Source organism: Glaciimonas sp. PAMC28666 (genome assembly GCF_016917355.1).
GTDB lineage: Bacteria > Pseudomonadota > Gammaproteobacteria > Burkholderiales > Burkholderiaceae_D > Glaciimonas.
Genome location: NZ_CP070304.1, coordinates 360,504 through 387,406, shown reverse-complemented (window position 1 = coordinate 387,406; position 26,903 = coordinate 360,504). Strand labels below are relative to the sequence as shown.

The following is a 26,903-nucleotide window of genomic DNA, read 5'->3' as shown; positions in this document are numbered from 1 at the left end:
TTATGTCGTAGCGGTATCTTTAGTAATGCAACCGAAGCTCAGAATGCCGAATATCGATCTTTGGATGCTGGTGATATTTTTAACATGGTGCAGCGCATTGTTTCTTTACGATGCGTTAATTCGCCGTGTTCCCAATAAATTATTAATTTTAGCGATTTTTTTACAATTAGGATTATTTCTAATATTGGGGCACGGTTTAAATGGCACCACTGCTTTCAAAGGGTTAATCGGGTTTGTAATCGCGCTAATCTTTTTCTTGCCGCTATATTGTTTCCGGGCTATGGCCGCTGGCGATGTGAAGTTTTTTGCGGTAATTGGTTTATTGCTCGGACCGGCTGCGTTGCTGCCGGTTTTTTTAATAGGTTCGCTGTTGGCAGGTCTTTATGCATTGATCTACACCGTATTTCGGACAAGATCGGTGCCCGCTCTGGAGACTATTATGACGCGACTTAAGGACCGGGCTTTCTATCAGCGAATATTACAGGCGCGGGGCAAACGCGTTGGGATCCCCTATGTTTCTTACCTTGCAGTCGGGGCTGTATTGGTAAGTATGTACCCAAAATTTTTAGATAATTGATTAGTTAATTAAATCGCTGATGCGTTAAACCGGCGTTACAGAAGAATAATTGAGGTTGGACCGAGTAACTTGCTTATATTGGGAGCGAGGATGAAAAGTGACTACAGCGGATACGCGCTTACGAGCACTGGTGTTACGAGTACCGTTACCCTCAAAAAGCAACAGGGTGTCGCTGCCATCGAATTTGCATTGGTGTTTCCAGTTTTTTTTATACTCCTGTACGGAATCATTACTTATTGCCTCATTTTTGTTGCACAACAATCGCTGACGCTTGCCGCAGAAGAAGGCGCACGCGCTGCCTTACGTTACGCCGCAACGCCTGCTGCCCGAGGGACGACTGCGTGCGCCGTCGCGACGCAGTCGGTTAGCTGGCTGGGCACCACAAATGTTGCCTGTGTCGCGTTAATAACGCCGACTTGTTCAGCGCCGCCTGTGGCTCCGTGCGTTACCGCCGGAGCCGCTTATCCCATCAAGGTGACGGTGACTTATCCCTATAGTGCCCGGCCATTAGTGCCTCTTTTATTGGGCTCACTGATGAGCGTCGCGGTGCCAACAACCTTGGGAAGTTCGGCGACGGTTCAGATTGATTGAGCCAGCCAAGCTGGTCACTGCACATCCTGCTTTCGCTTTTCCGATTCCGACATTCCAGCCAATTTCATTTATACCGAGCAATCTCTATGAATCTGACAAAAATTATTGCAGCGATGCTGGTACTGGGTGCTCTCATACTTGCCTGCACCGCGTGGTGGATGGGAAGTCGCCCGGCGCTTGTGCCGGTGGCGTCAGGTGTAGTCGCCAGTACCACAGCAGCGTATCCGGTAGTGGTGGCCGTGCGGAATATTGAGGCAGGTAAAGCCATCGTTCCTGATGATGTCCGGTTAGTGACATTGCCGATCAATCCGGTCGGAGCTTATGGGCAGGTGACTGCTGTCTTGGGCAAAATTCCAATGACAAGCATCGGTGCAGGCAATTTGGTAACAGGGTCTCTTCTTGCAAGTGGTCTGGCGTTGAAGCTGGCAGCAGGGGAGCGTGCGGTTGCGATTCCTGTAGATGAAGTCGCTGGTGCCGGCAATCGCATTCAGCCCGGTGACTATGTGGATGTGTTCTTTACCCTGAAACAGGGACAGGAACTGGATAAAAGTCAGTCACGTTTATTGATTTCCCGGTTGCGCGTATTGTCCTATGGCGCTGCAGTGATCGGGGATACAGCAGGAAATGGCGCGCCAGACAGCACTGCTAACGGTTCCGCGCCGCAATCAAGTCAGCCATCCGCACAGTCGGCTCAATCAGCCCAATCAGCTCAGGCCGCGCAACAGCCCGCACGGACTGCGGTATTAGCGACGCCGTTGGAAGATGTCAATCAATTGTCATTGGCCATCCAGAGCGGAAAATTAATGCTGGCGTTACGCAATCCGACCGATGAAGCCACTCCCGACGTAGCGTTGTTTCCAGCTGTACCGGTCGTCATTGGCGGAAAAATTGGGTTGACCCGCGACCAGATCGGAAACCTAGACAACCCCGTAAATCAAGCCTTTGCTGGCGTCGCATTAAGTGGCCTGGCTGGCGATGCAAAGTCAACGACGGCGCGTCGGATGTCCGCATTACCACCATTGGTGGCATCCCGTCCTGATCCTAAATTTCACCGGAATGAAAATACCGGAAATACCGTTGAAGTAATTCGGGGCGCTCAACGTGAGTCAGTCGCCTTTTAAGTCCGCGACCTTTGCAATTGTTGGTATCCAGATCAATCAAAGTAGATACGAGTTATGAAAAAACACACCGCAATGTTTGCCCTGGCCCTGACTGCAGTAATGTCACCCGTTTACGTAATGGCGGCGACTAGCGATATTTCGTTGGGAGTGCGCGAGCAGCAAAGCTTGTTCGTCACAGGTACGCTTGAGCGGATTTCGGTTGCTGACGCAGAGGTTGCCGACGTGTTAATGGTGCGTGGTTCCGGGGGGAAAAGCGGTAGCGTCATTCTGGCCGGAAAAAAAGCTGGGAGCACAACCGTCACCGTATGGTCGAAGGGCCTTGCTCCCGTTGTGTGGCGTGTAAAAGTACTAGGCGATCTCCAGGCAGCGTTCACGGGCGGTGGGAATCCTGACCTGAAAGTGCGTGGCAACACCGCTGTCATCAGCGGACAAGCGTCTTCGCTACGGGCGCATTCGAGCAGCGTTTCGGCAGCCACCGATGCGGTCGGCAAAGGGAAAATCGTCGATCTTTCCACCATTGATAGCGGCGGTGTGGTTCAAATTGACGTCAAAATTGTCGAATTCAGCAAAACAGTTTTAAAGGAAATCGGCTTTGATTTCGGCGCGGGTGTGACGCGGGGGAATTTCAATTTTCAGCTCGGTAGTAATCTGGCCTCGAATGGTGGGCTGTCGGCGACCTCATCAGCGTTTAGCTTACTCAATACATTCTCTCGTGGCAGTTATAGCCTGAGTAGCAACTTACGTCTGATCGAAGGTAACGGAATGGCGCGGGTCCTGGCTGAACCTTCACTGACGGCGTTGTCCGGCCAAAGTGCCAGTTTCCTGGCCGGTGGCGAGTTGCCAATTCCGCAGGCTGGCGGTTTGGGGACCACTACGATTGTGTACAAGCCGTTCGGGATCGGGCTGACGGTATCGCCAACTATCATTTCGAAAGATCGGATTGCGTTGAAGGTTGCCCCGGAAGCCAGTGAAATTGATTACAGCAATGCGATAGTGCTATCGGGTGTATCGATTCCCGCAATCACAACCCGCCGCGCGGACACGACGGTCGAACTCGGCGACGGCGAAAGCTTCATCATTGGTGGTCTGGTTTCCCGGACGACTAAATCAAATGTGAATAAAATTCCGTTGCTTGGGGACATACCTATTATCGGTAGCTTTTTTAGAAATTTGAGCTATAGCCAGGATGACAAAGAACTGGTAATTATTGTCACGCCGCACCTGGTTAAAGCGATCGCCAGAAATGTTCCTTTACCGTTACCCGGCGCAGAACAGGAGCGGGTTAATACCCGCGGCTCAGCCTGGGGCAGTTATCTGTTGGGAAGCGCTGGCGCCGATGAAGTACCCGGATTCTCGAAGTAAGGAGGGAATTTTTGGATGCCAAAATGAACTCACGCAATCCAGTTCTTAATGAGACGATGGCATTAAGTCGTTTTGTGCTGTGTTCGGAAAATAACGACCAGGCAGAATGGCTAGGCAATACGTTAGGAAAATGGGGCACGCTCTGGCAGGAGGGTTCCGAGCCGGAAGTCCTTTTAACGCGCGTGATCGCACTCAATCCTTTGCTTGTGCTGCTGGATTTCTCTGGCCATGTACCGGCGTTGGAAGGTGCAGTTTCTTTGCGGTCGGAGAACCGTATGGGAGCGATCACCCGGGCCATTGATTTGGCGCGTGCATTAAAAATAATCGCACCAAATTTGCCGTTAGTGGCGATTGGAACGATGGCATTTCCTGAGGGCGCAATTGCTGCCTGGCGGGCCGGACTCAGCGACTTCATTGATATTAGCGCGCCATCGGATGAGGCGCGTGAAGTGGTTCAGCGTGTATTGTCCAATGCTCCAGTATCAGCGCCGGTGCCAGCGCCAGTGCCGGTTCAGGTCAAACGAGGACAATTGGTGACTTTGCTGGGTGCGCGGCCGGGAGTCGGTTCGAGTACGCTATCGGCCCATCTGGCAGATCTTTTTCAACGCCGGTTTCAGTCTCGCAGCGGCGGTAAGGCTGTTGCCGCGGCCAGTCGGGTGGCACTCCTCGATCTGGGTTTGCCCGCAGGCGATGGCAAGTTATATCTGAGCACCCACGGTAATTTTGATTTCGCGGAGGCGGTACGCAATCTCCGTCGTCTCGATGAAACGCTAGTCAATACTGCTTTGGCACGCAGCGCCGGCGGTGTCACGGTCATTTCGCTACCTTTTAATTTGAGCGATATGCGAACGGTGTCGCATCACGATGCGTTGGAATTGCTGGATCGGTTACGCACTTATTTCGACGTGCTCATTGCCGATTTGGGAGGTTTCTCAAACCAGGAATTTGTCACCAATCTTGCCGGCGCTTCGGATCACGTCTGGCTGGTGTCCGATCAAAGTGTTGGCGCACTGGTGTCTCTGGCAGACACGCTCACTGTTCTGGGAGAGGCTTTACCCGGTGATCGCAAAAGACAACTGATAGTGAGTCGATATGATGAACGTTTCGGCATGGGAGCAATGCAGATCGCCGAGCGCTTCGGCTTGCCCTTGCTGGCAATATTGCCGGAGCGAACCAGAAAATTGCTATCGAGTGCGAACCGCGGAAAGCTCCTGCACGAAGTAGCGCCTCAAGATAGTTATGTGAAGGCAATCGAAGGCTTGGTGGATCAGTTAATTGCACCCGCCGCCGATAATGCCGCGCTACCTGAAAAACAGGGGTTGGGGCGCTGGCTGCCAAAATTTATACAGCGACAATTGACTTGATAAATGGACCTCGAATATCTGTTTGAAGAAAGATTTTGATGATAAATATCAACGTGATGGTATTAAATAATAGGTGGGAGAGAAAGACGTGAGTAACCAAATAGAATTCGCGGACGATGATCAGGCTTTTTCGAGCACGCAAGAATTTCAAGACATAAAGACGGCGGCATACGATCACCTGCTAACGCGAATAGAAGAGTTAGGTGCGGAGTTTGGACGCTGGTCGCGCAGTGCGATTCAACAATTCGTCAATTTGGACGTCGACGGATTTGTGCGTTTGCAGAGAATTCCACTTAACGAAAGTGAAGTTCGCCAGATATCGGATGCGTTGACCAAAGAACTGGCAGGCCTTGGACCGCTTGAGGATCTTTTAGCAGATGCCTCGGTCGAGGATATTTTGATCAATGGCTTTAACGATGTGTTTGTTTCACGTAACGGTATTTTGCAGCGCGAGACATTGCGCTTTACGGATAACGCCCATTTGTTGCGAATCGTCCGGCGTATATTGGCGCCGCTTGGCCGTCGGTTGGACGAGTCGAATCCGATGGTCGATGCCCGTTTGCCCGATGGCGGTCGATTAAATGTGGTGATTGAGCCGTTGTCGGTGGACGGCCCAATGGTCTCAATACGGAAATTTCGTAAAGAGCCCCTAAAACCAACGGATTTGCTCAGCCTCGGCACTATGAATGAGGAAATCCATACCCTGCTCGAAAATGCGGTGAAAGCACGCTGCAACATTCTGGTGTCGGGTGGCACCAGTTCCGGAAAAACTTCTTTGCTGAATGCACTGGCATTTTTTATTCCCGAAAATGAGCGTGTGGTGACCGTCGAGGACACCGCTGAATTATGTCTTAACCATCCCCACGTCGTGCGGCTGGAGTCGCGTCTGGGCGGCTTCGAAGGCAGCGGTTTGGTAAGCATTCGCGACCTGATCAGAAATAGTCTGCGGATGCGGCCGGATCGCATTATTGTTGGTGAGGTGCGCGGCGCAGAAGTCCTGGAAATGCTACAGGCAATGAACACCGGTCACGATGGTTCAATGGGAACTATCCACGCCAACTCGCCGCGTGAATGCCTGTATCGGATTGAAATGCTCGCCGGGTTTGCTGGCTTTCAGGGTAGTGAAACCAGTTTGCGACGCCAGATCGCGGGCGCCCTGGATTTTATTGTTCAGATAGGTCGACTTTCAAACGGCCGTCGTCGGATAGTGTCTGTGACGGAGGTCACCGGCGTCGGGGACAACATGATCACCTTGCAAGAACTATATCGCCATGAAAGTTATATTGGACCAGAGGGTGACGAAGCCGATCGCTGGGTATCGCTTGGTATTTTTCCGCATTCTCCCAAGCTGCAGCGGCAACGGCAACTTAGTCAGCAAAGCGGCAAGGGCACACCTAATAATCAATCCGGTAATGGCTTTCAGGTAAGGCGTTAAACCATGCATATGGCACTCTGGCTGATCACCGTCGCGTTGTTATTATCCGGCGCCGCTCTCTGGTTGTGGCAACAAGCAGAGGGACGTTCGCGCCAAGACATCAGCGCCGCCTTCGTGAATCAACAAATTCAGGGAAGGCGGCAGCCTGAGGTAGCCGTAGCGAACGCACCGGAAGTCGCGCAAAGGTATTTACAAACGGAAGCGGTAAGGCATTTTTTGCTACGTGCAGGAATACAAAGTTCATCGAAAAAACTGGTGCTGCGAATAGTTGTCCCGGGATTGGGGCTGGCTGCTCTTGCTGCTGTGCTCGGCGGTGTATTTTCTTTACTTGGAACGATGGCGTTGTACCTGCTGTTGGTACGATTTAATTTTTGGCGCAAGACCTCAAAATTGCAACGCACGATGGTCAGGCAATTGCCGGAATTTCTGGATACGTTAGTGCGGCTCGTCACCATCGGGAATAGCATTGGCTCGGCGTTTCAAACGGCGATTGTTAGCACAGATGGGCCAATTCGCATTGTCCTGGAACGCGCAAATTGGCAAGTTCTGGCTGGCGTCGATCTGGAACATGCATTGCGCAAGGAAGCGCATATTTTTCGTTTTAAGGAATTAGATCTGGTGGCAACAGTGATCGGGGTTGCTGGTCGGTTTGGTGGACGATCAGACCAGGTGCTTGACCGTATGGCGGCGTTTATGCGCGATCTGGAGTACGCGCAGAACGAACTCTCGGCGCTATCAACCGAAATTCGATTATCAGCCTGGATCATGGGCCTTATGCCCGTCGGAATTGGAATTTTTTTAGTGATATTTAATAACGGCATGTTCGTTGGCATGTGGCACGACCCGATTGGAAAAAAAATGCTGATTGGCGCATTTTTGTTGCAAATCACAGGTGGATTTTGGTTATACCGTTTAGCCAAATCGATGTGATGGTGGAAGTGAAATAAAGGGAATAACGGTGAGCACTACACAACACACATTGATCTTGCTTGCGATTTTGCTGGTCGCGACCGCCCTGTTCCTGATTGGGGGAGCGATGATAGGCCGCGTCTGGCGGTTGAAGCAGAATCTGAATACCATCGATCAGAAAATTGCTTCGCAGAATTACGCCGCCAGCGAGGCGCAGCCCGTGCCGGGAAGACTGCCTTGGAAAGAACGCATTGTGCTGTTGTCGGCGGGGTGGGTCGACACGCCGTTTGGTCAGCAACTCGTAGCAGAAGAAGACCGACATCTTTTGGATCAATGCGGGGTCAACGACAAAGAAGGCCAAGCGCTTTTTTTTGCGGCGCGGGTCGCGTTAGCCATTAGCTTGCCGCTAATAGGTTATCTGGTTTTTGAGAACGGCAGCTGGTGGCGCTTGTTGCTGATTGTGTTTTTTGGTTTGGCAATTGGTTATATGTTGCCAAAGTGGATAATGCAGAGAGTAGCCAAGCAGCGCCGACGTAAAGCGGCGGAAGAGTTGCCGCTCTTAATTGACTTGCTAAGATTGCTGCAGGGCGTCGGATTATCGGTTGATCAGAGTTTACATGTGGTCGAAACTGAGTTCAGTAATGTCTTGGAAATTCTGGGCGGTGAAATTGCGATTGCAGCCAGTCAATACCGGGCCGGTCGCACCCGCGAGCAATCGATGCGACGGTTTTCAACGGTGTTTGACAACGCTGATTTGCAATCTGTTGGTCGCTTGATTGTTCAGGTAGAGCATCATGGTGGTGCCGTGCAGGAGCCACTCAAGTTGTTTAGTGAGCGCATCCGTGAGCAACGTAAGTTGGATATGAAAGAGCGGGTCGGCAAGGTCACAGTCAAAATGACCGGCGTCATGGTGCTGACCCTGCTGCCAGGATTGCTGGTAATTACCGGAGGCGTGGGTTTTCTGGCCGTGATTCGTGCCTTGACAAAAATGTCGGGAAACCTATGACGAACTACCAACAATCTCTTTACCTGGCCACCGACGTACATTCGTATTCGGTTAGACGGCGTTGTCAGATACGACTTCTATTCTGTCCGTTAATTATTGCGGCGATGGGCATATCCGGGTGCTCCACCGATTCGGCTGCGCGCCTCTACGCACAGCAAAATGAAGCGGCACAGTTGCGCCAGGAGGCAGAAAATAAACCCGCCAAACCAGATAACAAAGGGATGTATATCGGCTTGATCCGACAGATGCAGAAAGAGGGTTTGTACTTTGCATCGTTGGCACATATTGACTCTTACGAGCAGCAATATGGAAAAGCCCCAGATGTGGAGCGCCTGCGTGCAGATGCATTAAGAGAGACACGCCAGGGCGAGGCTGCTGAAGCCACTTACCGTGAATTGTTGAATACCCCTGAAGCCGCCGCTGCATGGCATGGTTTGGGATTGCTAGCGGCTCAAAACGGCAACTATGCCGGCGCTGTACCGTTGCTACTCGCCGCGTCAAAACTCGAACCGATTAATCCGATTATGTTAAGCGATCTGGGTTACGCCCACTTGCGAAGCGGTGACACAAATGGTGCGCGCGTTCCGTTAGCGCAAGCCGCTGAACTGGCACCGGACGATCGCAAGATCATTGCTAATCTGGCGCTACTTTTACTCGTATCCGGAGAAGGTAGTAAAGCCCGCTCGGTCATGGATCGGGCAAAATTTTCGCCCGAGAGCCGCACCAAAATTCTCAAGTTGGCCGAGCAAATCAAGCTCACGCGTCCGCCAGCGTTAACGGTTGCGCCGAGTGCTCAGCGCCCAGCGCTACCGGTACCTACGCCAGTTCCAGCAGCAACGTCGGACGCGGTTCCTATTGGTCCGACCAATCGATTCCAGACGATGCTGGATCGCTTTAAAGGCGGTGGGTGACGTTCCAACGCGTCCTTGGTTTCCCAGCTTAATCGCTTGTCCCTGTCGCTCATTCTTCATATTCACTGGTCGGCTATAGAACATATAGGTAAAAAATGAAAACTTCTCAACTTTTTTGTGTCAACCACGGCCTTATACCCACTGGGGCGCTATTTTTTTTATTTGCCATGGCATTTTCTCCTTTATTACAGGCCCAGACTAATACGCCGGTAACTGGTCGGATGGCGCAGCCGACACCAGTTGCACCATTCATCCCCACCACGCCAGTTGCGGCAGGCACCGCTGCCCCATTTAGGCTGGCACCTGCCATGCCAACGGGACAGTCGCAAGCCGCGCCGAGTCCGAATGCAGCTGCGGCCCCGGTTTCAGCACAATCTGAATCGACATTGGAATCAGCGCCCTACAGAACGCGCGTCGGTGATGTCACGCGGTCGTTGTTGCAGGCACAGGTCGACGGGCGCGTTGCTGGCACGCTGTTACCCATGCTGGGCGCCACTTCCGATGCCAGTTGGGACCGTTATTTGAATAGTTTTGCACATCCGATGCCGGAATTTTTTGAGGCGAAAGTATCAAAAAACAATGCAAACTGACTTTCAATCATCTCCGATAATCCTAACCGCGCCCCGCAACTAATTCATGGTTCTATTTTCCGATTCCGTTCGTAATTCTTTCACGCCAACGGGCGTGATTGGCAACGGGCAGCGTCAGCGTGGCGGGATTGCTGTTATGGCGGCAATTTTTTTGTCTATTTTCGTTATTTTGCTGTCGGGGCTAGATATTGGTTACTTGTTTTTTCAGAAGCGGGATCTGCAAAAAGTGGCTGATCTGGCATCACTTGCAGGCGTGCAGGCTCTGAACAGTTCGGGCCTCAGTTGCAACAGTGCGAGCGCCGCAGTTAATGTTAACGCTCAGGCTAATAATTTTTCGCTGCTTGGCCCAAATGCATCGTCTAACACCATTGCCGTGACTTGCGGACGTTGGGACCCGCAAACTGCGCCAGCTACGTCAACAGTGCTAACTTACGAAGCGCCACTTTCCAAGAATTTCGGCACGCCTAAATCCGGCATCAGCGTGAATGCTATCGAAGTACTTGTTTCTTCAAAAATTACAGGATTTTTTGGTCTCGGAACGCAACTGGTCGTTGCGCAGGCGGTTGCGACCCAATCGAACCCGGTGGCAGCTTTTTCTTTAGGCACCGGTTTGCTATCACTCTGCAGCGGCAGCAGTGCGTTGTTGGCGCCGCTGGTTAATGGGCTGTTGGGAAGTAATGTTTGCTTGAGTGCGGTCACTTATAACGGACTGGTCGGTACGCAAATCTCTTTATTGCAAGTGTTGAAAAATCTCAACCTCGACGTTGGCAACCTGAACAGCGTATTAACCGCCCAGGTATCGCTGGCGCAGCTGGTCAACGCGTCGGTTCAGGCACTTTCGCCAGCGCAGGTAGCCAGCATCTCGGTCAATGATCTTGCTGCGCTGACGACCGGGACTTTAGGAGGATCATTACTGACAATCGGTAAAATTTTGAATGTGACCGCCGCTGACGGCGTGTCGGCGCTAAATACACAGATTAACGTGTTGGATTTGTTAAATGTGGGGACCTTGCAGGTTGCGAATAGTCAAAATTTCGTTAATCTCGGAACGAACGTGAACTTGGGTGCTTTGGGAAACGTGGGCATCAAGCTTAAGCTGATTCAACCGCCTCAAATGGCGATTGGCGGAATTGGGCCACCGGCAGCATACGCCACCTCGGCCCAAGTGCGGTTTGCGATAAATGTTCAGGCATTGACGATCATCCCCGGTAAGCCTGCAGTCAACCTGCCGCTCTATATCGATATTGCCGCCGGGAAGGCAACGCTGACAAGTTTGCAATGTAAAACGCCGCAAAGCGCCACATTTTCTGTGCAACCCATATTGGCGCAAGTTTGTCTGGCAAACGGACAGACTGATGCGAGCGCGCCCAATTCTTGTCCCGTTATATCAATCCAGGCCAATCGCGTGGACGTTATTTCCGGATTGCTTAATTTGGGTATAAACGCGCGGGCCGCCAACCAATTGTCGACTGCTGTCACCTTGAGTGCGCCGTTTCCAAGTAGCGTCACCGTTGGTTCTTCTTTAAGCAGCATATTGGGAAATATCATTCAACCTAGCACCATTCAGGTGGGGCTCGACATTCTCGATCCGCTTGGCTTGTTGGGTGCGCTTTTGAATATCGTTCTGAGCGGCTTAGGTGGATTATTAAATCCGATTTTATCGGCTGTTGGTGGGTTGCTTGATGCCACTTTCTCGCTTTTGGGACTCGGTATTGGGCAAGGCACGTTGAAATTGTCCTCCGTTAGTTGCGGAAATCTTCAACTGGTTTATTAAGAGCGGTATCGGAAGTAATTAAAAAGACTGGATCAATGTGACAACGAAAAAAAATTATCTGAAATTTTCTGCCTTGCTTGGCTTTGAACATCTGATCGCACCGTATTTGATCACGTTGATCTATCGCGTTGGTATCGTCGTTATTGTCGCAGGTGGAACCTTGAGCAGTATCAATAACGGCGGTGCCGGTGGCAGTATCGGTCGCGCGCTGCTTGGCATTGGCGGGACTTTGTTGGCGTTGCTGTTATGGCGGGTGATGAGCGAATTATGGATAGTGGTATTTAGTATTTTCCAACGTCTTGGCGACATCAGGGATCAACTGGTAATTCGAAATAATGCATCGAAAAAAGTAATGAAGAATAACGATGGATGAACATACATGAAAATAGAAAATAAGCTACTACCAGAAAGTCTGGACATCTACGTGTGGGAAGGCACGTCGGATATTGCCGATCGTATAGCGCATTGTCTTGGTAGCTTTGATGTTCAGGTGATTCGTTCTGACGGTATGACCATCACGCGCGATTTAGTATCGTTGCGCCCGTCAATTGCCGTGATGTCTGTGACGGTGATTGATCGCGGAGAATTTTCTGCAGAGGCATGGCAAAAGGCGCATTGCATGCCGGTGATTTGGGTCGCAGACGTCGTGCGAACAGCCAATCCGCGTGTCTATCCGACCGAATATTCGCATATTTTGATGCGCGATTTTACTTGCGCCGAATTACGCATGCTGGTGTTTCGACTAGCTGCAGAAATGCACGCCAGCAATGAGCCGGATCGTAAGTTGCAGCCATTGATAGCGCAATCCGAATGCATGCAGGCACTGGTCGCCGAGGCCGAGGCCTTTGCCGACTGTGAGTCAAGTGTTCTGATTATGGGGGAGACCGGCGTCGGTAAAGAGCGAATTGCGCAGTTGCTGCATCAGCGTCATGGTCGTTATCGGCAGGGCCCGTTCGTCGCTGTCAATTGTGGCGCTATCCCTGATGGCCTTTTCGAATCGCTGTTTTTCGGTCATGCCAAAGGTGCCTTCACCGGTGCTTTATTGGCGCACAAGGGATATTTTGAACAGGCCGACGGCGGCACGTTGTTCCTTGATGAAATTGGTGATTTGCCGCTCTATCAACAGGTCAAATTATTGCGCGTTCTGGAACAAAGTACGGTTACAAGGCTTGGTTCGCAAGCTGAAATAAAATTGGATTTTCGGTTGGTGGCAGCGACCAATCGGAATTTGCGAGAGCAGGTCCAACAGGACATGTTTCGGGCCGATTTGTACTACCGTCTGGCAGTGATCGAATTGCGCGTACCAAACCTGGAAGAGCGCGGAAGCATCGATAAGATCGCTATATTTAGTGCGCTTCTGGCGCAGACATATGACGAAATTCCAATGTCACCGGACTGGTTGCTGGAGATGGTCGCAACCTCAAGGTTTGCGGGAAATGTGCGTGAGTTGCGGAACGTCGCAGAGCGAGTAGGGATCATTTATCGTCAGTTAGGAAGCTGGGACAGAATACGTATTAATAAGGTGTTTGCGATGTTGGGATCGTTGGCGCGGACCAATCCGGCAACCGACCTTTTGATGGTACGAAAAAAAGGCGAACTGGCGGAACGTAATCGGATTCTGGCAGCGCTGGATGCTAACGGTTGGCGGCGTCAGGATACCGCGCATGCGATCGGTATCAGTCGCAAAGTGCTATGGGAAAAAATGCGGAAATTTCAAATTGCAGATGCTGAAGCAATCGGTGATATTGAATGATGAGAGTGCCATTAACGTCCAGCTAAATTGTATTAATGTAATAACCAGGTGAGCAATTCGTAAGGAAAAAAATCAACGCCAGGAAATGGTCGACGATTAAAAGTACAAGGCCTTAAAGCAAAAAAATCACGCTAATCAGCGCCGCTGAAATGCAAACATTGACTAATAAAATGAAGATAAGGAAACAGGGATGAACGAAATTGCACGCAATACGATGTGCCGATACGCTGACGGTGTGGCGACCAGCGTAGGAATGATGATAGTTTTCGCCGCGTTGTCCGCCAATGTAATGGCGCAGTCAGTAAATCGTTCTTCCGGCATGGCCGCCACCGCAACCGCTAGTGCGAACTTGCCATCAACAAGCGCCCCTGCTACCGCGTCCGTGCTGGCGATAGATACTGCAAACAGTACCATTGGCGAATTGCAGCAGCTAATGCAAAGCCAGGCGATTAGCGAATTGAGGACTACTTATAACGGTAATTATGGGTCCAGCCTGCTTTTTAAAGCGGATTCGAGAACTTATTATGTCGCATTGTTTCAACAAAAAAACTTTTGGAGAGTGGTTAAAACTTCTTCCGAAGTACAAGCTGAGCAAACTTATAAGAACTTTGTGGGGCAAACGGAAAAATTGGCCGAAGTGGACATTCGTCGTATTAAGTTAGAGGCAGATAAGCAATACACTGAGCAATTGATCTCCACCCAGGAAACCCGCTTATTGGCGCTTCAAAATGATCTGGCAGTACAACGGCAGCAGGAACAAACCGTCTCAGTCCAACAAGACCAAGCGCGTCAACAAGCGCAGGTATTGAACAACAAGCAACAGTCTGCCCGCAACCAACTGATGGTGCTGAGAAATCGTATTCGTGCTTTAGAGACGCAGCAAACCATCGTTGACGGAAGTAGCATAATTAGTGATAAAAATGATAAGAAAAAACAATAAGCGCTTTGCTCAAAGTAGGTCCTCTTAAAGTGCAAATGAACCTCTTTGGTTGAGCGTTTTTTGTAGTCGTAAAAGGAAAAGGGTCGGTATTATTGGCGCAGCTTACCGCGAAAATATACTGACCTTTTTCGTTTATATAAAGAGCGTAGTCTGTTAATAGTGTTTGCTTGGCGTTGAATTGCTTTAGTGTTAACTTGCGCTAAATGCGCATGCCATTCGCTTACCATTCAACGCGGTTTAATGCGGAATTTGACGATATGTGGAATAACTGGCTTCGCTGAAGGTTTGGGTGACGCTGTATGTTATAGAATTGGGGCCTTAGCAGAGTATTTACGTGGCGGCTTGCATTAATTCGCGAGGCAAATTTCGCTTGTTCAGACCGCTATTTTCGTCCTGCATTAACCAAATCAATGTTAAATTATTACCAATAAGGTCTGCATGTCCGAGTCTCGCCGGGAACGTCCCGATACCCCTTGTGTTGCCGTTTGTTCCACCACGTTTGATGATGTCTGCCGGGGATGCGGACGCACTGTCAACGAAGTCGCGCATTGGGTATTTATGACTGATGAGGAGAAAACAGTTGTTTGGGAACGTATCACTGTGGAAGGTTATCCGAAGCGACGGGGCTAAAGTTCTTTTGATATCTAAAAACGTCGTCGTTACGGTGTTCTCTCTGCGTAATTAATATTCCACGGGAGGGATGCTCTTCTAAACCAACTAAAAATATTTCTCCCTGGATACTTTAAAGGGAAGCGTTCTCCTTTGGTATATAATTTCGCGGAAAATACGGGTATAACCCTCAGTTCAACTTCTTCGAAGTAGTTGCTTTTTGTGAAACAACTCGATAGATGTTGGGAAATGGTGAAATGAGTCCAGACCGCGCAATCAATGGAGTGCAGTTCTCAATCGCAGCGCATGCTGCCTGGGCACCCGGACTGGAAACAGACGGTGACTGGCGCACTTGGGCGCAGAGTCGTTTTCTCATTCAAGGTGATTCGGAACCGCGGGTCTTATCGATGCCTGCAATGTTGAGGCGGCGGGCTGGAGCGGTTGGAAAAATGGCTCTGGAGGTTGCTTATCGCTGTCTCGATGGACGAGTAGACGTTCCCACGGTATTTTGTTCGCGGCACGGCGAATGCGCTCGCTCGGTGGGGTTGCTGCAGGATCTGGTAAAAGAAGTACCGTTGTCCCCGACTTCTTTTAGTCTGTCGGTACACAATGCAACCGCGGGCTTGTTTTCGATCGCGCGCCACGATCAGGCAAATCACAGTGCCTTATCTGCAGGTGACAGTGGCGTCGAGCATGCATTGATCGAAGCTTGTGGGCTATTGGCGGATGGAGCGGCCGAAGTATTATTGGTCGTCTATGATGGTCTGCTGCCGGATGAATTTAGCGAATTCCGGGATTGCGCAGATCAACCGTTCGCCTGGGCTTGGCTTGTCAAGCCACCTGTTAAGAATGGTACAGGAACAGTATCCCTGACCTGGGGTGCGATGGAAAACCATCCGGCGGAAGAGTACGTTTGCCTAGCTAATAAGACTGATACGATCAACCCAACTATTCGTCAACCGGCTGGGCTGGATATCCTAGCGTTTCAACTTCGACATGATCGCGAGTTGATCCGATTAGTCGACAACCGTCGCTGGTGGTGGCGACATAGCCACGCCGTAATGCCTCAACACAATGACATCCTTGCGGCTCGCGATGGTGACGAGTGAGTAGCGTCGTCAAACGGATGAACCGCTATTGGCGCATCGCGGCAACCGGCTTAAGTTTTCTGGTGTTCGGGGTCGTCGGATTATGGATGGGATTAGTCATTTTTCCCTTGATGAATTTATTTGTCAAGGAGCGCGAATCGAGGACATTAGTCGCACGCCAGATCATCCGCGTGATGTTTCACACGTTTATAGGATTCATGCGCGGTATAGGCGTTCTGCGCTACGACATTATTGGCTTGGAGCGGTTACAGCGGCAAGGTTTGCTGATTTTGGCAAATCATCCCACTTTGCTGGATACCGTTTTCCTGATGGCGTTTGTTAGGGACGCCGATTGCGTTGTGAAAAGCCTGCTTTGGGATAATCCTTTTATTCGAGGATCGGCACGTGCAGCCGGTTATATACGGAACGATACTGGCACGGGTTTATTATCCGACGGGATTGCCTCTTTGCAGCGGGGCAGCAATTTGATCATTTTCCCCGAAGGCACGCGGACTGATGGACCTATCATTTTCAAACGTGGTGCTGCAAATATTGCAATTCGGTGTTGCTCAAACGTGACACCGGTAGTTATCCATTGTTTGCCACCAACACTGGGAAAAGGCGAAAAATGGTGGCAAGTGCCGCCAGACATGGCACATTTCACTATTGAGATAAAAGAAGATATCGACGTCCGTGCCTTCGTTGTGGCGGCGGGAAATGATACGTTGGCAGCAAGACACTTGACTGCCCATTTGCAGAATTATTTTAGAAAAGAAAGTCATTCCGATGGAGCAGCTTGAAACCGAGGTAAAGCAGGTCATTATTGATGTCTTGCAACTTGAGGATATTACAACGGCGGAAATCGATACGGATGCGCCACTATTTGGCGATGGACTTGGACTAGACTCGATTGATGCACTCGAACTTGGTGTGGCAATCCAGAAGCGTTACGGTATTTCATTATCGGCAGATTCGGCGGAAACGCGTAACCATTTTGCTTCGGTACGCGCGTTAGCCGCGATGATTGCCAGCAACAGAAAAAAATGAAGGTCTGAGATGACGGCATCGATAAAAGTGGCAAGCGCAGGAGTTGCGGCGGCGAGTATGACGAAAGAGGAAATCTATGCTTGGGTTGTTGACGTCTTGCACGACATGTTTGAGATCGACAAAGCAAACATCACACCACGGGCCAACTTATACACAGACCTTGATATTGACAGCATTGACGCAGTTGATCTGGTCGTCAAACTGAAACAGTTTACGGGAAAACGCTTACAACCGGACGCATTTAAAGCCGTCCGCACCGTGCAGGACGTGGTTGATGCGGTAGCCGCATTGCTGGAGGAGACACAATAAAACGTTTTCCGGCTCAGTTTTCATTGGGTTCTCAGGCGCGCTTCTTTTCGTCTATTTCGGCCTGTCTCTTGCAGCGCCGGATGCAGATGGGCTTAACCGTATTGGCCTTGATAATTACCTTGCTCTATCCGCTCGCTATTTGGTTGGCGCACGGTCGAGTGTCTCCCCGTGTGCTTTCATTGTTATTAATAGTCGCGGTCGCAATGCGCCTGCCAATGATCAAGTTAAGCAAGGCTAGTCGCTGGCTTCTGGTGGCGGCACTGTTGTTAGCGGCTTTCGCGATTTGGAACAATGCATTGCTACCGCTAAAACTGTATCCGGTATTGGTCAACATGGGCATGTTGTGTGCCTTCGCCTACAGCCTGATTGCGCCGCCCTCGATCGTCGAGCGGATGGCGCGTTTAACCGATCCACAGTTACCGGAATACGCGATTGGTTATACCCGGCGTGTAACCCAGGTGTGGTGCGTGTTTTTTGTCGTGAACGGTACCTTGGCGTTGATCACAGCGCTGTGGGCATCGCCTGCTATCTGGAGCATTTATAACGGCATAGTCGCTTATGTCGCGATGGGGATTCTATTTTCGGTTGAATTTATGGTCAGAATAGCGTTTAAACGCCGGCATCGACGCCAGTTAGCCGAGCCACGGAATGTCTGATTTTATTGATCTGTTGTCCTTGCTAAGTGGGCCAGTGGTATCAGACATTGCCATTCCGCACAGTGAACGTCCGTTCGCATGGCGTGATGGCGAACGCCTTGATCGAGCGTACTTTTTGGCGCGTGTTGACGAGTGGCGAACAGTATTCTTACAGACACCGGGGGCTTCTTTTGCGTTGTATCTCTCCGATTGTGCTGAATTTTCTTGCGCTTTGTTTGGCGCATGGCAAGCGGATAAAATCATTTATCTTCCGGGCGATATATTGCCAGCGACTTGTGCCGCGCTAACGACGGTGGTTGATGGCTTTGTGGGCGATTTTTCGGAGCGCTATCTGCCGCTGACGCTGCCGAAAACAACGCAGGCGAATGTGAATGTGGATGATCTTCTGGATCCGCGCCAGTTTTCGCACTACGTTCATGCTGCCGATCGTTATGACTTCAAACCTCTGTCACCGGACTTTCCGGGCTTAGTGATTTATACATCGGGAAGCACCGGCGAGCCGCAGGCAGTCGTTAAAAAATTGTCTCAATTATCGACGGAGATCACCACGCTGGAAGCTCTTTTCGGACACGTGATCGGTGGTGGTGCTGACGTTATTGCCACCGTGTCGCATCAACATATTTACGGCCTGCTATTCAAGGTATTGTGGCCCTTGACTGCCGGACGTCCCATTCACGCCCAACAAATCGCATTTCTCGAAGAACTACGTCCATTATTGCGCAGGATAGCTGATCGGCCCGCGATACTCGTTTCCAGTCCCGCTCATTTAAAGCGGATTCCAGCATCAATGCAGCCAGAATCGTTGCATGCGTTACAAGCAGTTTTTTCTTCCGGTGGCCCCTTGTCCGAGGAGGTTGCGCAAGCGGCAGGGCAACATCTTGGTCATGTCCCGATTGAGGTCTACGGCAGTTCGGAAACCGGTGGGGTTGGATGGCGTCAACGGTCCTTTGATCGATCTATTCGGGCGAGCGCTCACTCTCATGCGCAGCGAGATGAAAGTTGGAACGTCATGCCTGCGATTACCTGGCGTATTGGCTTAACCGATTCCGTCCTGGAAATTCGTTCGCCGCATCTTCCAGACGACGCTTGGTTTAGTTTGGCAGATCAGGCGCAAGCGACAGATGAAAACCATTTTGTGTTGACCGGTCGCATTGACCGCATTGTTAAAGTGGAAGAGAAGCGAATTTCACTCAACCTGATCGAAGGGCAATTAAAAGCCTCCGGCCTGGTCGCCGATGCGCGCGTGTTGTTAATGGATGATGGACCGCATCAGCGCCGCCAGAAAATTGCTGCCTTCATTGTACTGAACGATGCTGGACGTCTCATCCTCGCAGAGCAGGGAAAATTGTCCTTGAATCGAAGGTTGCGCGAGAGTATCGCGCATGCGATTGAGCCGATTGCACTACCGCGCAGTTGGCACTATCTCGTCAAATTCCCGGTCAATGCGCAGGGCAAAACAACGCGTGCCGATTTGTTATCTTCCGCCGGGGAAGTGGAGAACTCTCTTCCGTTGAACCTACCTGTAACACAGCGTATAACGAAACCGAATGTGCGTTTGTTGGACAGGGATATGGCGGCATCCCGTGTCTCGCTGGAACTCACTGTGCCGCCTGATCTGTTGTATTTCAAAGGCCATTTCGACGGTTCTCCGATATTGCCCGGCGTTGCGCAGGTTGACTGGGCGATAGCATATGGTCGAGAGTATTTACCTCTAGCCCCCTGTTTTTTGAGTATGCATGCGCTTAAGTTTCAGCGTGTGGTCATGCCGGGGGCAGTGCTGCAACTCACACTGATGCATGATGTACAAAAATCTTCTCTGACGTTTAGTATTACATCGGACGAAGGACAGCATGCAAGCGGACGCATTCTGTTCGGACTGGCGCCGGCAGCTGAGGTGCAACGCCATAACAGCGATCTGATAAGTAAAACTCAGCGGCAGGTTGGGAATAGTGAAAACAATCTGAGGCAGCAACCAGGCACTACAATCGCCAGCCTAGATAAATCAACACCCATAACACACGGCGATAATATGGGTTTTCATAAAAATGAATCTAATATTACCGGCTTTAATCCCTGTGCCGTGATTCCGGTCTTCAATCATGCCCATGCCATCGGTTCGGTGGTGGCGGCGATTCTTTCGCATCGACTGCCGTGTATATTAGTCGACGACGGAAGTTCGACGGACTGCGCGGCGGTATTAGATGCGCTGGCAATGGCGCATCCAGGTCAGATCACTCTGCTGCGCCATGCCGCAAATTTGGGAAAGGGTGGGGCAGTGGTGACCGGCGTTTGTCATGCGGCGCAGACGGGCTATACCCATGCTTTGCAAATCGATGCAGACGGGCAGCATTGTACCGATGATATTCCGCTCTTTCTGGCGCAGGCTGCGGCTCGGCCTGAGGCGTTAATTGCTGGTGTGCCACAGTATGATGACAGCGTGCCAAAGGTGCGCTTTTACGCGCGCTATCTGACACATGTCATGGTGTGGATCAACACGTTGTCGTTAGATATCAAAGATTCGATGTGCGGGTTCCGGGTGTATCCACTCGCCCCGTTTGTGGCCTTGGTGCACCGGAGAACAATTGGTCAGCACATGGATTTTGATACCGACGTCATTGTCAGGCTGTATTGGGAGGGGATGCAGATAATCAATTTTCCGACCAGGGTCGGCTACCCGAGCGACGGAGTCTCGCATTTTCGGATGGTGTTGGATAACCTGCTTATTTCTCGTATGCATGCGACCTTATTTGTTGGCATGTTATTGCGTGCGCCGACTTTGCTGGTGAGAAAATTCTCCCATCGACGGGGTAGAAAGTGAGCGGGTCACATCGTCATTGGGCGCAAATTAATGAATCCAGTTTTGTGGTCGGCATGCGGTTGATGTTTTGGCTATATCGCATCGCTGGGCGTACGCCTTTCCGCTTAGTGTTATATCCCATTCTCGGTTTCTATCTGGCGACCAAGCCCATCGCACGACATGCATCGAAGGATTATCTGTGGCGGGTGCGGGCAACGGGTCTGAACAGCGACAATCAGCAACCTCGATCCGGATTACCCGGCGTATTCCAGCATTTTGGGGCGTTCGCCGAAAGTATTCTGGACAAGCTGCTGTTATGGGGCGGCTTGTTCAAGACGCAAGATGTCACGAGTACCGGTAAAGAATTAATCCGCGAGAATCTTGAGGCTAAGCGCGGCGGCCTTTTGATCTGCGCCCACCTCGGCAATCTTGAGTTATGTCGGGTGCTTTCGCGGCAGCGTAGCGGCTTGCGTATCACCGTGTTGGTTCATACCAAGCATGCAAAGGCATTCAACCGTTTACTGGCCAGGCTCGATCCCGATAGTCAGTTGAATTTGATGCAGGTGACTGAACTGACCCCCGTGATGGCGATGTTGTTAGCTGAGAAAGTGGCGCAGGGAGAATTTGTTGCCATTGCCGGTGACCGTATTCCCGTGTCGCCCCACCCACGCGTGGCGCAAGCCACTTTTTTAGGGAAGGCCGCCCCGTTTCCGATTGGCCCCTACGTCCTGGCTAGCGTACTGCAATGCCCGGTTTACCTGTTGTTTACATTGACCATCGGCGGTCGTTCCGAATGTCACTTTGAGTTGTTTCGGGATGCCATTCATTTGCCACGCAAGCATCGCAATCAGGTCTTGAGTGAACTAGCCGCCGCGTATGCCGAGCGACTGGAGCACTATTGCTTGAAAGCGCCGTTGCAGTGGTTTAACTTTTACGACTTTTGGCATTTATCACTTTATGACAATACCAACGGATGACTTGAACGCCGTCTCTGATACATTCACCCCGGATGCACCGGATGCACCGGATGCACTGCTGCGCAGTGTCTGTTTCGATCGTGCGCCATTAACGATAGAAGATATCGTCGGAATTGCTTCTGGCTCAGCCCGCGTGGAACTATCGACCGATCCCGTGTTTCTTGCGGCGATCACGCGCGGCGCGGATTTTTTGGACCGTCTGTTGAGGGAAGATGGCACTATTTACGGAGTGACGACCGGCTATGGCGATTCCTGTACGGTTAACGTTCCGGCTGAGTTGGTGGCGGAATTGCCGCACCACTTGTACACGTACCACGGCTGTGGACTTGGCGAGCATTTTACGCCTGCCCAGACGCGGGCCATCCTGGCAGTGCGTCTGGCATCACTAAGTAAAGGTTATTCTGGCGTCAGCGTCGGCCTGCTCGAGCAGATTACACGCCTGCTGAAGGAAGACTTGTTGCCATTAATACCAGCCGAGGGATCAGTTGGTGCCAGCGGTGACCTGACGCCCTTATCCTACCTGGCAGCCGTGCTGTGCGGTGAGCGCGAAGTGTGGCGCGATGGCGTTAAAGTACCGGCGGCAGAAGCGTTGGCGGCGGTTGGAATGACACCGCTGCGTTTGCGTCCCAAGGAAGGTCTGGCAATCATGAACGGCACGGCGGTGATGACGGCGCTGGCCTGTCTTGCGTATGATCGCGCAGAATATCTGGTGCGCATCGCAACCAGAATCACCGCAATGTCGAGCTTTGCACTGGATGGTAATGCACATCACTTTGACGAGGCGCTGTTTGCCGTCAAACCCCATGTGGGGCAGCAACAGGTAGCCGCATGGTTGCGGCAGGATTTACCCGCTCCCGAGGCACCACGCAATGAACAGCGCTTGCAGGATCGATATTCGATCCGCTGCGCCCCGCATGTCATCGGCGTGCTCGCCGACGCGCTGACCTGGATGCGGCAATCAATTGAAAATGAACTCAACAGCGCCAACGATAATCCAATCATAGATGGCGAAAATGAACGGGTGCTGCATGGCGGTCACTTTTATGGTGGGCATATTGCCTTTGCCATGGACAGCATGAAAAATGCTGTGGCCAATGTTGCTGATTTGTTAGACCGGCAGATGGCGTTATTAGTCGATAGCCGCTATAACCATGGTTTGCCACCCAACCTTTCAGGGGCCGAAGGCCCGCGGGCGAGTATCAATCACGGCTTGAAAGCGCTACAGATCAGTGCGTCTGCCTGGACTGCAGAAGCGCTAAAACTGACTATGCCAGCGTCGGTGTTTTCGCGCTCTACCGAATGTCATAATCAAGATAAAGTCAGCATGGGAACGATTGCTGCGCGTGATTGCTTAAGGGTTTTACAGCTAACCGAGCAAGTCATTGCAGCGTTGTTGATTAGCGTCCGCCAAGGTGTTTGGTTGCGCTGTCGGGTAGATGCAACGGCCAAACCTCAAGAAAATCTAGAGGGGATGCTGGAAGCTTTGGCGAAAGACATAGAGGTGATCAAAGAAGATCGTATGTTGGAGCCTGATTTACGTTTGTTGTTGGTGCGTATCAATTCGAAAGCATGGGATTTATATGCATAAAAAAGCAAGCCGCTGGTCGGCCGAGATCGCCTTGCAAATACAGTTTTATGATCTGGACCCGATGGAAATTGTCTGGCATGGTAATTATATTAAGTATATGGAGCAGGCCCGTTGCGCGCTGCTCGATTCCATAGCGTATAACTATTCGGAAATGAAGGAGTCGGGCTACGCCTGGCCGGTGATCGATCTCCATCTTCGTTATGTGCACCCAGCCACATTCGGTCAATGCATTACTGTCCGGGCGAGTGTTGTCGAGTGGGAAAACCGGCTGAAAATAGATTATTTAATCACCGATAGGGCCAGCGGCCAGCGCCTGACCAAAGGCACCACCACGCAAGTTGCGGTCGCCATCGCAACCCGTGAAATGTGTTTTGCATCGCCTGCTGTGTTATTTCAAAAATTAGGAATTGCCGCACCATGAAGCGTTTATTGTCATCCGTCATATTGTCATCCATCTTTACCCTCGTTGTCCGATCCGGCCTTCTGATCGTGGTCGCCGCCTCAATCTCCGTTTCTGCGTTGGCCGCTGCACCTATCGCAAAAATTCAGGAAATGCTGGAAAAACCGGCGGTTTTGTGCGGTCGCTTCGATCAGACCAAGCAGCTGATGGGAATTAAAAAGCCATTACTCTCCAACGGCCGGTTTTGTGTGGTGAATGGTAAAGGTGTTTTATGGCGCACCTTGCAGCCGTTCCCAAATACATTGCGCCTCAAGCGTGACGAGATCGTGCAAATGCAGGGTGACCATGTTGCCATGCGGCTTGACGCCAAACAGGAACCGGTAGTCAGAATGATCAACAGTGTGATGTTTTCTCTGGTGGCGGGTGATTTAAGTCAATTGGAATCCTTATTCGACATCGACGGCAGCATTCAGGGCAATAGCTGGAAAGTCGCATTGAAAGCCCGTCAGCCAGCACTTGCCAAAGCCATCGGCACGCTAGCCCTGACCGGTGGCACCACAGTCAAAAGTGTGACGATTAACGAAGCCAGCGGTGACCGCACGGAAATTACCTTCTCCGGCGTACAAAGCGGTCCCAATGCAATGACCGCCGAAGAAGGGGCTGCGCTTGATTAGCAGGGCAGGTAATGAAACTGGTGAGTGGCCAAGAAGGCTGGCATGGCTGTGGCTTCTGGCAGTCGGGCTGATATTGAGTCATAACGCCTACCTTTGGTTGGTAGAAAAGGTCGTGCCCGATACCGATATTCTCGCGTTATTACCAGTGGAACAACGTGATCCGGTGTTACAGCAGGCATTTACGCATATGGTTGATTCATCCCAACAGCGCGTTATAGTGCTGGTGGGCAGCGACGACTGGGGGCAAGCGCGTGCCGCCGCCGATGCCTATTCGGCGGTACTGAAAAAGCGTCCTGATTTGTTCGAGGCAACCGCGCCGATGTCTGCGCAGGCGCAAACAGACTGGTTGGGACCATCGCAGAAAAACAGGCTTAGTCTGCTGACCGCCGAGCAGCAAAAATTGCTGCAAGAAAAACCGCCGAGCTATTGGGTGGAGTCCGCCTTAAGACAGTTATACAGTCCATTTTCTGGACCGAAATTGAGCGCATGGCAGGATGATCCTTTTGGACTCTTCAGTGGTTGGGTGCAGACACGTGCACAGGAAACACCGGTAAGGCCACGCGATGGTTACTTATTCGTCGAAGCCAACGGTCGTCAATATGCCATGCTTTTGATGACCTTGCGCCAACCCGCGTTTTCGATGGCGACGCAGCAAGCTGTATTGCCGCTGCTTGGTACTGCGGCCAAGGCGGCACGGCTGGCAGTACCGAAGATAGAGTTAATTAGCGCTGGGGTAATATTGCACGCCGGCGCTGCCAGCGCTCAGGCGAGCAACGAGATGTCAACCATCGGCGTCGGATCCTTGCTCGGCATCATATTGCTGATGTGGCTGACCTTTGGCACATTCCGAACTATCGGCCTGATCGTGCTGTCGATTGCTATTGGTTGTCTCGGTGCATTTTCGATTTGCTGGCTCATATTTGGACGCGTGCATCTATTGACCTTGGTATTCGGTGCGAGTTTGATTGGCGTCGCGCAAGATTACGGTATCTATTTTCTGTGTAGCCGTGCAGGCAGTGATAAAGCTTTGCCATCGCAACAATTATTGCGGCGTTTGCTGCCCGGGTTATTGCTGACGTTGGTGGCAGCAGTGATCGGCTATGTGGGACTGGCTTTAACCCCGTTCCCTGGATTGCGACAGATGGCGGTGTTTTCCGTGCTTGGTCTGATATTCGCGTGGCTGACAGTGATCTGCTGGTTTCCCATGTTGGTACAGGCATCGACGCTGCGAGGGACGCGGTTTGCCGACTGGAGCGGCGCCAGTCGTCGTCACTGGCCGCTATTACGGCGCAATCCGGGCACACTGGTAGCGGCAATATTATTTGGTGTGTTCGTGGTGTACGGACTGACACAACTGCAGGTCAATGACGATATTCGGTCATTGCAAAAACCGCCAAAAATACTGTTAGACGATCAGATTAAATTATCAAAAATACTTGATGCCCCTACGCCGGTACAATTTTATCTGGTGCGTGGAAGCAGCGCGGAGCAAGTATTGCAGCGCGAAGAGGCGCTTAGCGTACGGCTGGAGCCGTTAATCGCGCAGCACGTAATAAGCGGTTATCAGGCAATGTCAAATTGGGTACCTTCGATACGCGCCCAGAGCGCGAATCGTGCATTGACAGAGCGCGCGCTATTCGAACCGGATGGACCACTCAAAGCGCTCGCCGCCCAGCTTGGTGAGGACCAGGCCTGGATCGCGCAGATGCGTGAGCGAACGCTGGCAGGATCAAATCAGGCGGCCTCAGTTGGCAATGTATTGACGCCTGAAGCGTTTTTAAAGACAGCGGCCAGTGAACCGTCTCGCTATCTCTGGCTGGGCCGGGTTGCGGGCACACAGGGCGACACTTACGCTAGCATCGTGGCCCTACGTGGCTTGAATAATTATGCCAACTTGCCTTTGTTGAAAAAAACGGCGGCGTCGCTCGATGGCGTCCAATGGGTGGACAAGGTGAGCGAAATTTCTACCGTGCTGGGCGATTACCGACATTACATGGGCATCGTATTGCTAGGCGCTTATGTGGCCATTTATTTACTGCTGTTTGCCCGGTACCGGTACGCCGGATGGCGGGTGGTACTGCCACCGGCTCTCGCCAGCATCGCAACGCTGGCATTGCTCGGCATTATTGGTCAACCCTTGCAGATGTTTCATATGCTGGCGCTGATGCTGATCCTTGGGTTGGGTGTGGATTACGGCATTTTCTTGCAAGAAAATGCTGATCATCGAGACCCGGGCGGGCGGTTTGCCTGGCTGGCGGTTTGTTTGTCGGCACTAAGCGCGTTATTGTCATTCGGATTGCTTGCGCTATCCGGTACACCACCACTGCACGCGTTTGGATTCACGATGTTGGTTGGCATCGCGATTGTGTGGCTGATAGCCCCGTGTTTTAGTCAAATTAATCAAGACTCACGTTTGTGAAGGTAG

The 26,903-nt window shown here is 51.4% G+C and carries 26 protein-coding genes; all 26 read left to right on the top strand.

Annotated features, from left to right (window positions below; translation table 11 throughout):
* Nucleotides 1-43 precede the first annotated feature (43 nt).
* The 26 genes from JQN73_RS01700 (at nucleotide 44) to JQN73_RS01570 (ending at nucleotide 26,897) form a co-directional block, all read left to right on the top strand.
* A complete protein-coding gene (locus JQN73_RS01700; RefSeq protein WP_205321367.1) occupies nucleotides 44-577 on the top strand; it encodes a prepilin peptidase in 534 nt (177 codons plus the stop codon).
* A gap of 90 nt (nucleotides 578-667) precedes the next feature.
* A complete protein-coding gene (locus JQN73_RS01695) occupies nucleotides 668-1,168 on the top strand; it encodes a TadE/TadG family type IV pilus assembly protein (protein WP_205321366.1) in 501 nt (166 codons plus the stop codon).
* Nucleotides 1,169-1,254: 86 nt separating this feature from the next.
* Entirely contained in the window at nucleotides 1,255-2,289 is a 1,035-nt protein-coding gene (cpaB, locus tag JQN73_RS01690; protein ID WP_205321365.1) for a Flp pilus assembly protein CpaB, read from the top strand.
* A 54-nt stretch (nucleotides 2,290-2,343) separates the two neighbouring features.
* The gene (locus tag JQN73_RS01685) at nucleotides 2,344-3,651 is read left to right on the top strand and encodes a type II and III secretion system protein family protein (RefSeq protein WP_205321364.1); all 1,308 of its coding nucleotides are present in this window, start codon (nucleotides 2,344-2,346) and stop codon (nucleotides 3,649-3,651) included.
* 23 nt (nucleotides 3,652-3,674) lie between these two features.
* A complete protein-coding gene (locus JQN73_RS01680; protein WP_205321363.1) occupies nucleotides 3,675-5,015 on the top strand; it encodes a pilus assembly protein CpaE in 1,341 nt (446 codons plus the stop codon).
* A gap of 88 nt (nucleotides 5,016-5,103) precedes the next feature.
* Complete coding sequence (locus JQN73_RS01675) at nucleotides 5,104-6,450, top strand: CpaF family protein (RefSeq protein WP_205321362.1); 1,347 nt, start codon at nucleotides 5,104-5,106, stop codon at nucleotides 6,448-6,450.
* 3 nt (nucleotides 6,451-6,453) lie between these two features.
* Nucleotides 6,454-7,380: a type II secretion system F family protein gene (locus JQN73_RS01670; protein ID WP_205321361.1), complete on the top strand. Its 927-nt coding sequence runs from the start codon at nucleotides 6,454-6,456 to the stop codon at nucleotides 7,378-7,380.
* 28 nt (nucleotides 7,381-7,408) lie between these two features.
* A complete protein-coding gene (locus JQN73_RS01665) occupies nucleotides 7,409-8,365 on the top strand; it encodes a type II secretion system F family protein (RefSeq protein WP_205321360.1) in 957 nt (318 codons plus the stop codon).
* Complete coding sequence (locus JQN73_RS01660) at nucleotides 8,362-9,276, top strand: tetratricopeptide repeat protein (RefSeq protein WP_205321359.1); 915 nt, start codon at nucleotides 8,362-8,364, stop codon at nucleotides 9,274-9,276. The genes JQN73_RS01665 and JQN73_RS01660 overlap by 4 nt, the downstream gene beginning before the upstream one ends.
* 95 nt (nucleotides 9,277-9,371) lie before the next feature.
* Entirely contained in the window at nucleotides 9,372-9,866 is a 495-nt protein-coding gene (locus JQN73_RS01655) for a DUF3613 domain-containing protein (protein ID WP_240162390.1), read from the top strand.
* 46 nt (nucleotides 9,867-9,912) lie between these two features.
* Nucleotides 9,913-11,640 carry a pilus assembly protein TadG-related protein gene (locus JQN73_RS01650; protein WP_205321358.1) on the top strand — a complete coding sequence of 576 codons (1,728 nt, stop codon included), beginning with the start codon at nucleotides 9,913-9,915 and terminating at the stop codon, nucleotides 11,638-11,640.
* A 37-nt stretch (nucleotides 11,641-11,677) separates the two neighbouring features.
* Nucleotides 11,678-12,013: a DUF4282 domain-containing protein gene (locus JQN73_RS01645; protein ID WP_205321357.1), complete on the top strand. Its 336-nt coding sequence runs from the start codon at nucleotides 11,678-11,680 to the stop codon at nucleotides 12,011-12,013.
* 12 nt (nucleotides 12,014-12,025) lie between these two features.
* Complete coding sequence (locus JQN73_RS01640) at nucleotides 12,026-13,393, top strand: sigma 54-interacting transcriptional regulator (RefSeq protein ID WP_370551343.1); 1,368 nt, start codon at nucleotides 12,026-12,028, stop codon at nucleotides 13,391-13,393.
* Between the two features lie 190 nt (nucleotides 13,394-13,583).
* The gene (locus JQN73_RS01635; RefSeq protein ID WP_240162389.1) at nucleotides 13,584-14,333 is read left to right on the top strand and encodes a DUF2968 domain-containing protein; all 750 of its coding nucleotides are present in this window, start codon (nucleotides 13,584-13,586) and stop codon (nucleotides 14,331-14,333) included.
* Between the two features lie 438 nt (nucleotides 14,334-14,771).
* Complete coding sequence (locus tag JQN73_RS01630; RefSeq protein WP_205321355.1) at nucleotides 14,772-14,963, top strand: DUF1289 domain-containing protein; 192 nt, start codon at nucleotides 14,772-14,774, stop codon at nucleotides 14,961-14,963.
* Between the two features lie 236 nt (nucleotides 14,964-15,199).
* Entirely contained in the window at nucleotides 15,200-16,051 is an 852-nt protein-coding gene (locus JQN73_RS01625; RefSeq protein ID WP_240162388.1) for a beta-ketoacyl synthase chain length factor, read from the top strand.
* A 17-nt stretch (nucleotides 16,052-16,068) separates the two neighbouring features.
* On the top strand, nucleotides 16,069-16,830 hold the full coding sequence (locus JQN73_RS01620) for a 1-acyl-sn-glycerol-3-phosphate acyltransferase (protein WP_205323116.1): 762 nt from the start codon (nucleotides 16,069-16,071) through the stop codon (nucleotides 16,828-16,830).
* Entirely contained in the window at nucleotides 16,817-17,077 is a 261-nt protein-coding gene (locus JQN73_RS01615) for a phosphopantetheine-binding protein (protein ID WP_205321353.1), read from the top strand. The genes JQN73_RS01620 and JQN73_RS01615 overlap by 14 nt, the downstream gene beginning before the upstream one ends.
* A 57-nt stretch (nucleotides 17,078-17,134) precedes the next feature.
* Complete coding sequence (locus tag JQN73_RS01610) at nucleotides 17,135-17,386, top strand: acyl carrier protein (protein ID WP_205323115.1); 252 nt, start codon at nucleotides 17,135-17,137, stop codon at nucleotides 17,384-17,386.
* 86 nt (nucleotides 17,387-17,472) lie between these two features.
* Complete coding sequence (locus tag JQN73_RS01605) at nucleotides 17,473-18,042, top strand: hypothetical protein (RefSeq protein ID WP_205323114.1); 570 nt, start codon at nucleotides 17,473-17,475, stop codon at nucleotides 18,040-18,042.
* On the top strand, nucleotides 18,035-20,860 hold the full coding sequence (locus tag JQN73_RS22720; RefSeq protein WP_370551291.1) for an AMP-binding protein: 2,826 nt from the start codon (nucleotides 18,035-18,037) through the stop codon (nucleotides 20,858-20,860). The genes JQN73_RS01605 and JQN73_RS22720 overlap by 8 nt, the downstream gene beginning before the upstream one ends.
* Nucleotides 20,857-21,816, top strand: a complete 960-nt coding sequence (locus JQN73_RS01590; RefSeq protein WP_370551290.1) for an acyltransferase — start codon at nucleotides 20,857-20,859, stop codon at nucleotides 21,814-21,816. The genes JQN73_RS22720 and JQN73_RS01590 overlap by 4 nt, the downstream gene beginning before the upstream one ends.
* Complete coding sequence (hutH, locus tag JQN73_RS01585) at nucleotides 21,797-23,404, top strand: histidine ammonia-lyase (protein ID WP_205321352.1); 1,608 nt, start codon at nucleotides 21,797-21,799, stop codon at nucleotides 23,402-23,404. The genes JQN73_RS01590 and hutH overlap by 20 nt, the downstream gene beginning before the upstream one ends.
* Nucleotides 23,397-23,825, top strand: a complete 429-nt coding sequence (locus tag JQN73_RS01580) for a thioesterase family protein (protein ID WP_205321351.1) — start codon at nucleotides 23,397-23,399, stop codon at nucleotides 23,823-23,825. Before hutH ends, JQN73_RS01580 begins: the two co-directional genes overlap by 8 nt.
* Complete coding sequence (locus tag JQN73_RS01575; protein WP_205321350.1) at nucleotides 23,822-24,478, top strand: outer membrane lipoprotein carrier protein LolA; 657 nt, start codon at nucleotides 23,822-23,824, stop codon at nucleotides 24,476-24,478. The genes JQN73_RS01580 and JQN73_RS01575 overlap by 4 nt, the downstream gene beginning before the upstream one ends.
* Nucleotides 24,474-26,897 carry an MMPL family transporter gene (locus JQN73_RS01570; protein ID WP_370551342.1) on the top strand — a complete coding sequence of 808 codons (2,424 nt, stop codon included), beginning with the start codon at nucleotides 24,474-24,476 and terminating at the stop codon, nucleotides 26,895-26,897. Before JQN73_RS01575 ends, JQN73_RS01570 begins: the two co-directional genes overlap by 5 nt.
* The last annotated feature ends 6 nt before the right edge of the window (nucleotides 26,898-26,903 follow it).

What these genes read in the sequence shown, in the direction of transcription:
- JQN73_RS01700 (WP_205321367.1), top strand. Translation starts at nt 44, where the DNA reads ATGCCGAATATCGATCTTTGGATGCTGGTGATATTTTTAACATGGTGC.
- JQN73_RS01695 (WP_205321366.1), top strand. Translation starts at nt 668, where the DNA reads ATGAAAAGTGACTACAGCGGATACGCGCTTACGAGCACTGGTGTTACG.
- cpaB (WP_205321365.1), top strand. Translation starts at nt 1,255, where the DNA reads ATGAATCTGACAAAAATTATTGCAGCGATGCTGGTACTGGGTGCTCTC.
- JQN73_RS01685 (WP_205321364.1), top strand. Translation starts at nt 2,344, where the DNA reads ATGAAAAAACACACCGCAATGTTTGCCCTGGCCCTGACTGCAGTAATG.
- JQN73_RS01680 (WP_205321363.1), top strand. Translation starts at nt 3,675, where the DNA reads ATGAACTCACGCAATCCAGTTCTTAATGAGACGATGGCATTAAGTCGT.
- JQN73_RS01670 (WP_205321361.1), top strand. Translation starts at nt 6,454, where the DNA reads ATGCATATGGCACTCTGGCTGATCACCGTCGCGTTGTTATTATCCGGC.
- JQN73_RS01660 (WP_205321359.1), top strand. Translation starts at nt 8,362, where the DNA reads ATGACGAACTACCAACAATCTCTTTACCTGGCCACCGACGTACATTCG.
- JQN73_RS01655 (WP_240162390.1), top strand. Translation starts at nt 9,372, where the DNA reads ATGAAAACTTCTCAACTTTTTTGTGTCAACCACGGCCTTATACCCACT.
- JQN73_RS01650 (WP_205321358.1), top strand. Translation starts at nt 9,913, where the DNA reads ATGGTTCTATTTTCCGATTCCGTTCGTAATTCTTTCACGCCAACGGGC.
- JQN73_RS01635 (WP_240162389.1), top strand. Translation starts at nt 13,584, where the DNA reads ATGAACGAAATTGCACGCAATACGATGTGCCGATACGCTGACGGTGTG.
- JQN73_RS01630 (WP_205321355.1), top strand. Translation starts at nt 14,772, where the DNA reads ATGTCCGAGTCTCGCCGGGAACGTCCCGATACCCCTTGTGTTGCCGTT.
- JQN73_RS01625 (WP_240162388.1), top strand. Translation starts at nt 15,200, where the DNA reads ATGAGTCCAGACCGCGCAATCAATGGAGTGCAGTTCTCAATCGCAGCG.
- JQN73_RS01620 (WP_205323116.1), top strand. Translation starts at nt 16,069, where the DNA reads ATGAACCGCTATTGGCGCATCGCGGCAACCGGCTTAAGTTTTCTGGTG.
- JQN73_RS01615 (WP_205321353.1), top strand. Translation starts at nt 16,817, where the DNA reads ATGGAGCAGCTTGAAACCGAGGTAAAGCAGGTCATTATTGATGTCTTG.
- JQN73_RS01610 (WP_205323115.1), top strand. Translation starts at nt 17,135, where the DNA reads ATGACGAAAGAGGAAATCTATGCTTGGGTTGTTGACGTCTTGCACGAC.
- JQN73_RS01605 (WP_205323114.1), top strand. Translation starts at nt 17,473, where the DNA reads ATGGGCTTAACCGTATTGGCCTTGATAATTACCTTGCTCTATCCGCTC.
- JQN73_RS22720 (WP_370551291.1), top strand. Translation starts at nt 18,035, where the DNA reads ATGTCTGATTTTATTGATCTGTTGTCCTTGCTAAGTGGGCCAGTGGTA.
- hutH (WP_205321352.1), top strand. Translation starts at nt 21,797, where the DNA reads ATGACAATACCAACGGATGACTTGAACGCCGTCTCTGATACATTCACC.
- JQN73_RS01580 (WP_205321351.1), top strand. Translation starts at nt 23,397, where the DNA reads ATGCATAAAAAAGCAAGCCGCTGGTCGGCCGAGATCGCCTTGCAAATA.
- JQN73_RS01575 (WP_205321350.1), top strand. Translation starts at nt 23,822, where the DNA reads ATGAAGCGTTTATTGTCATCCGTCATATTGTCATCCATCTTTACCCTC.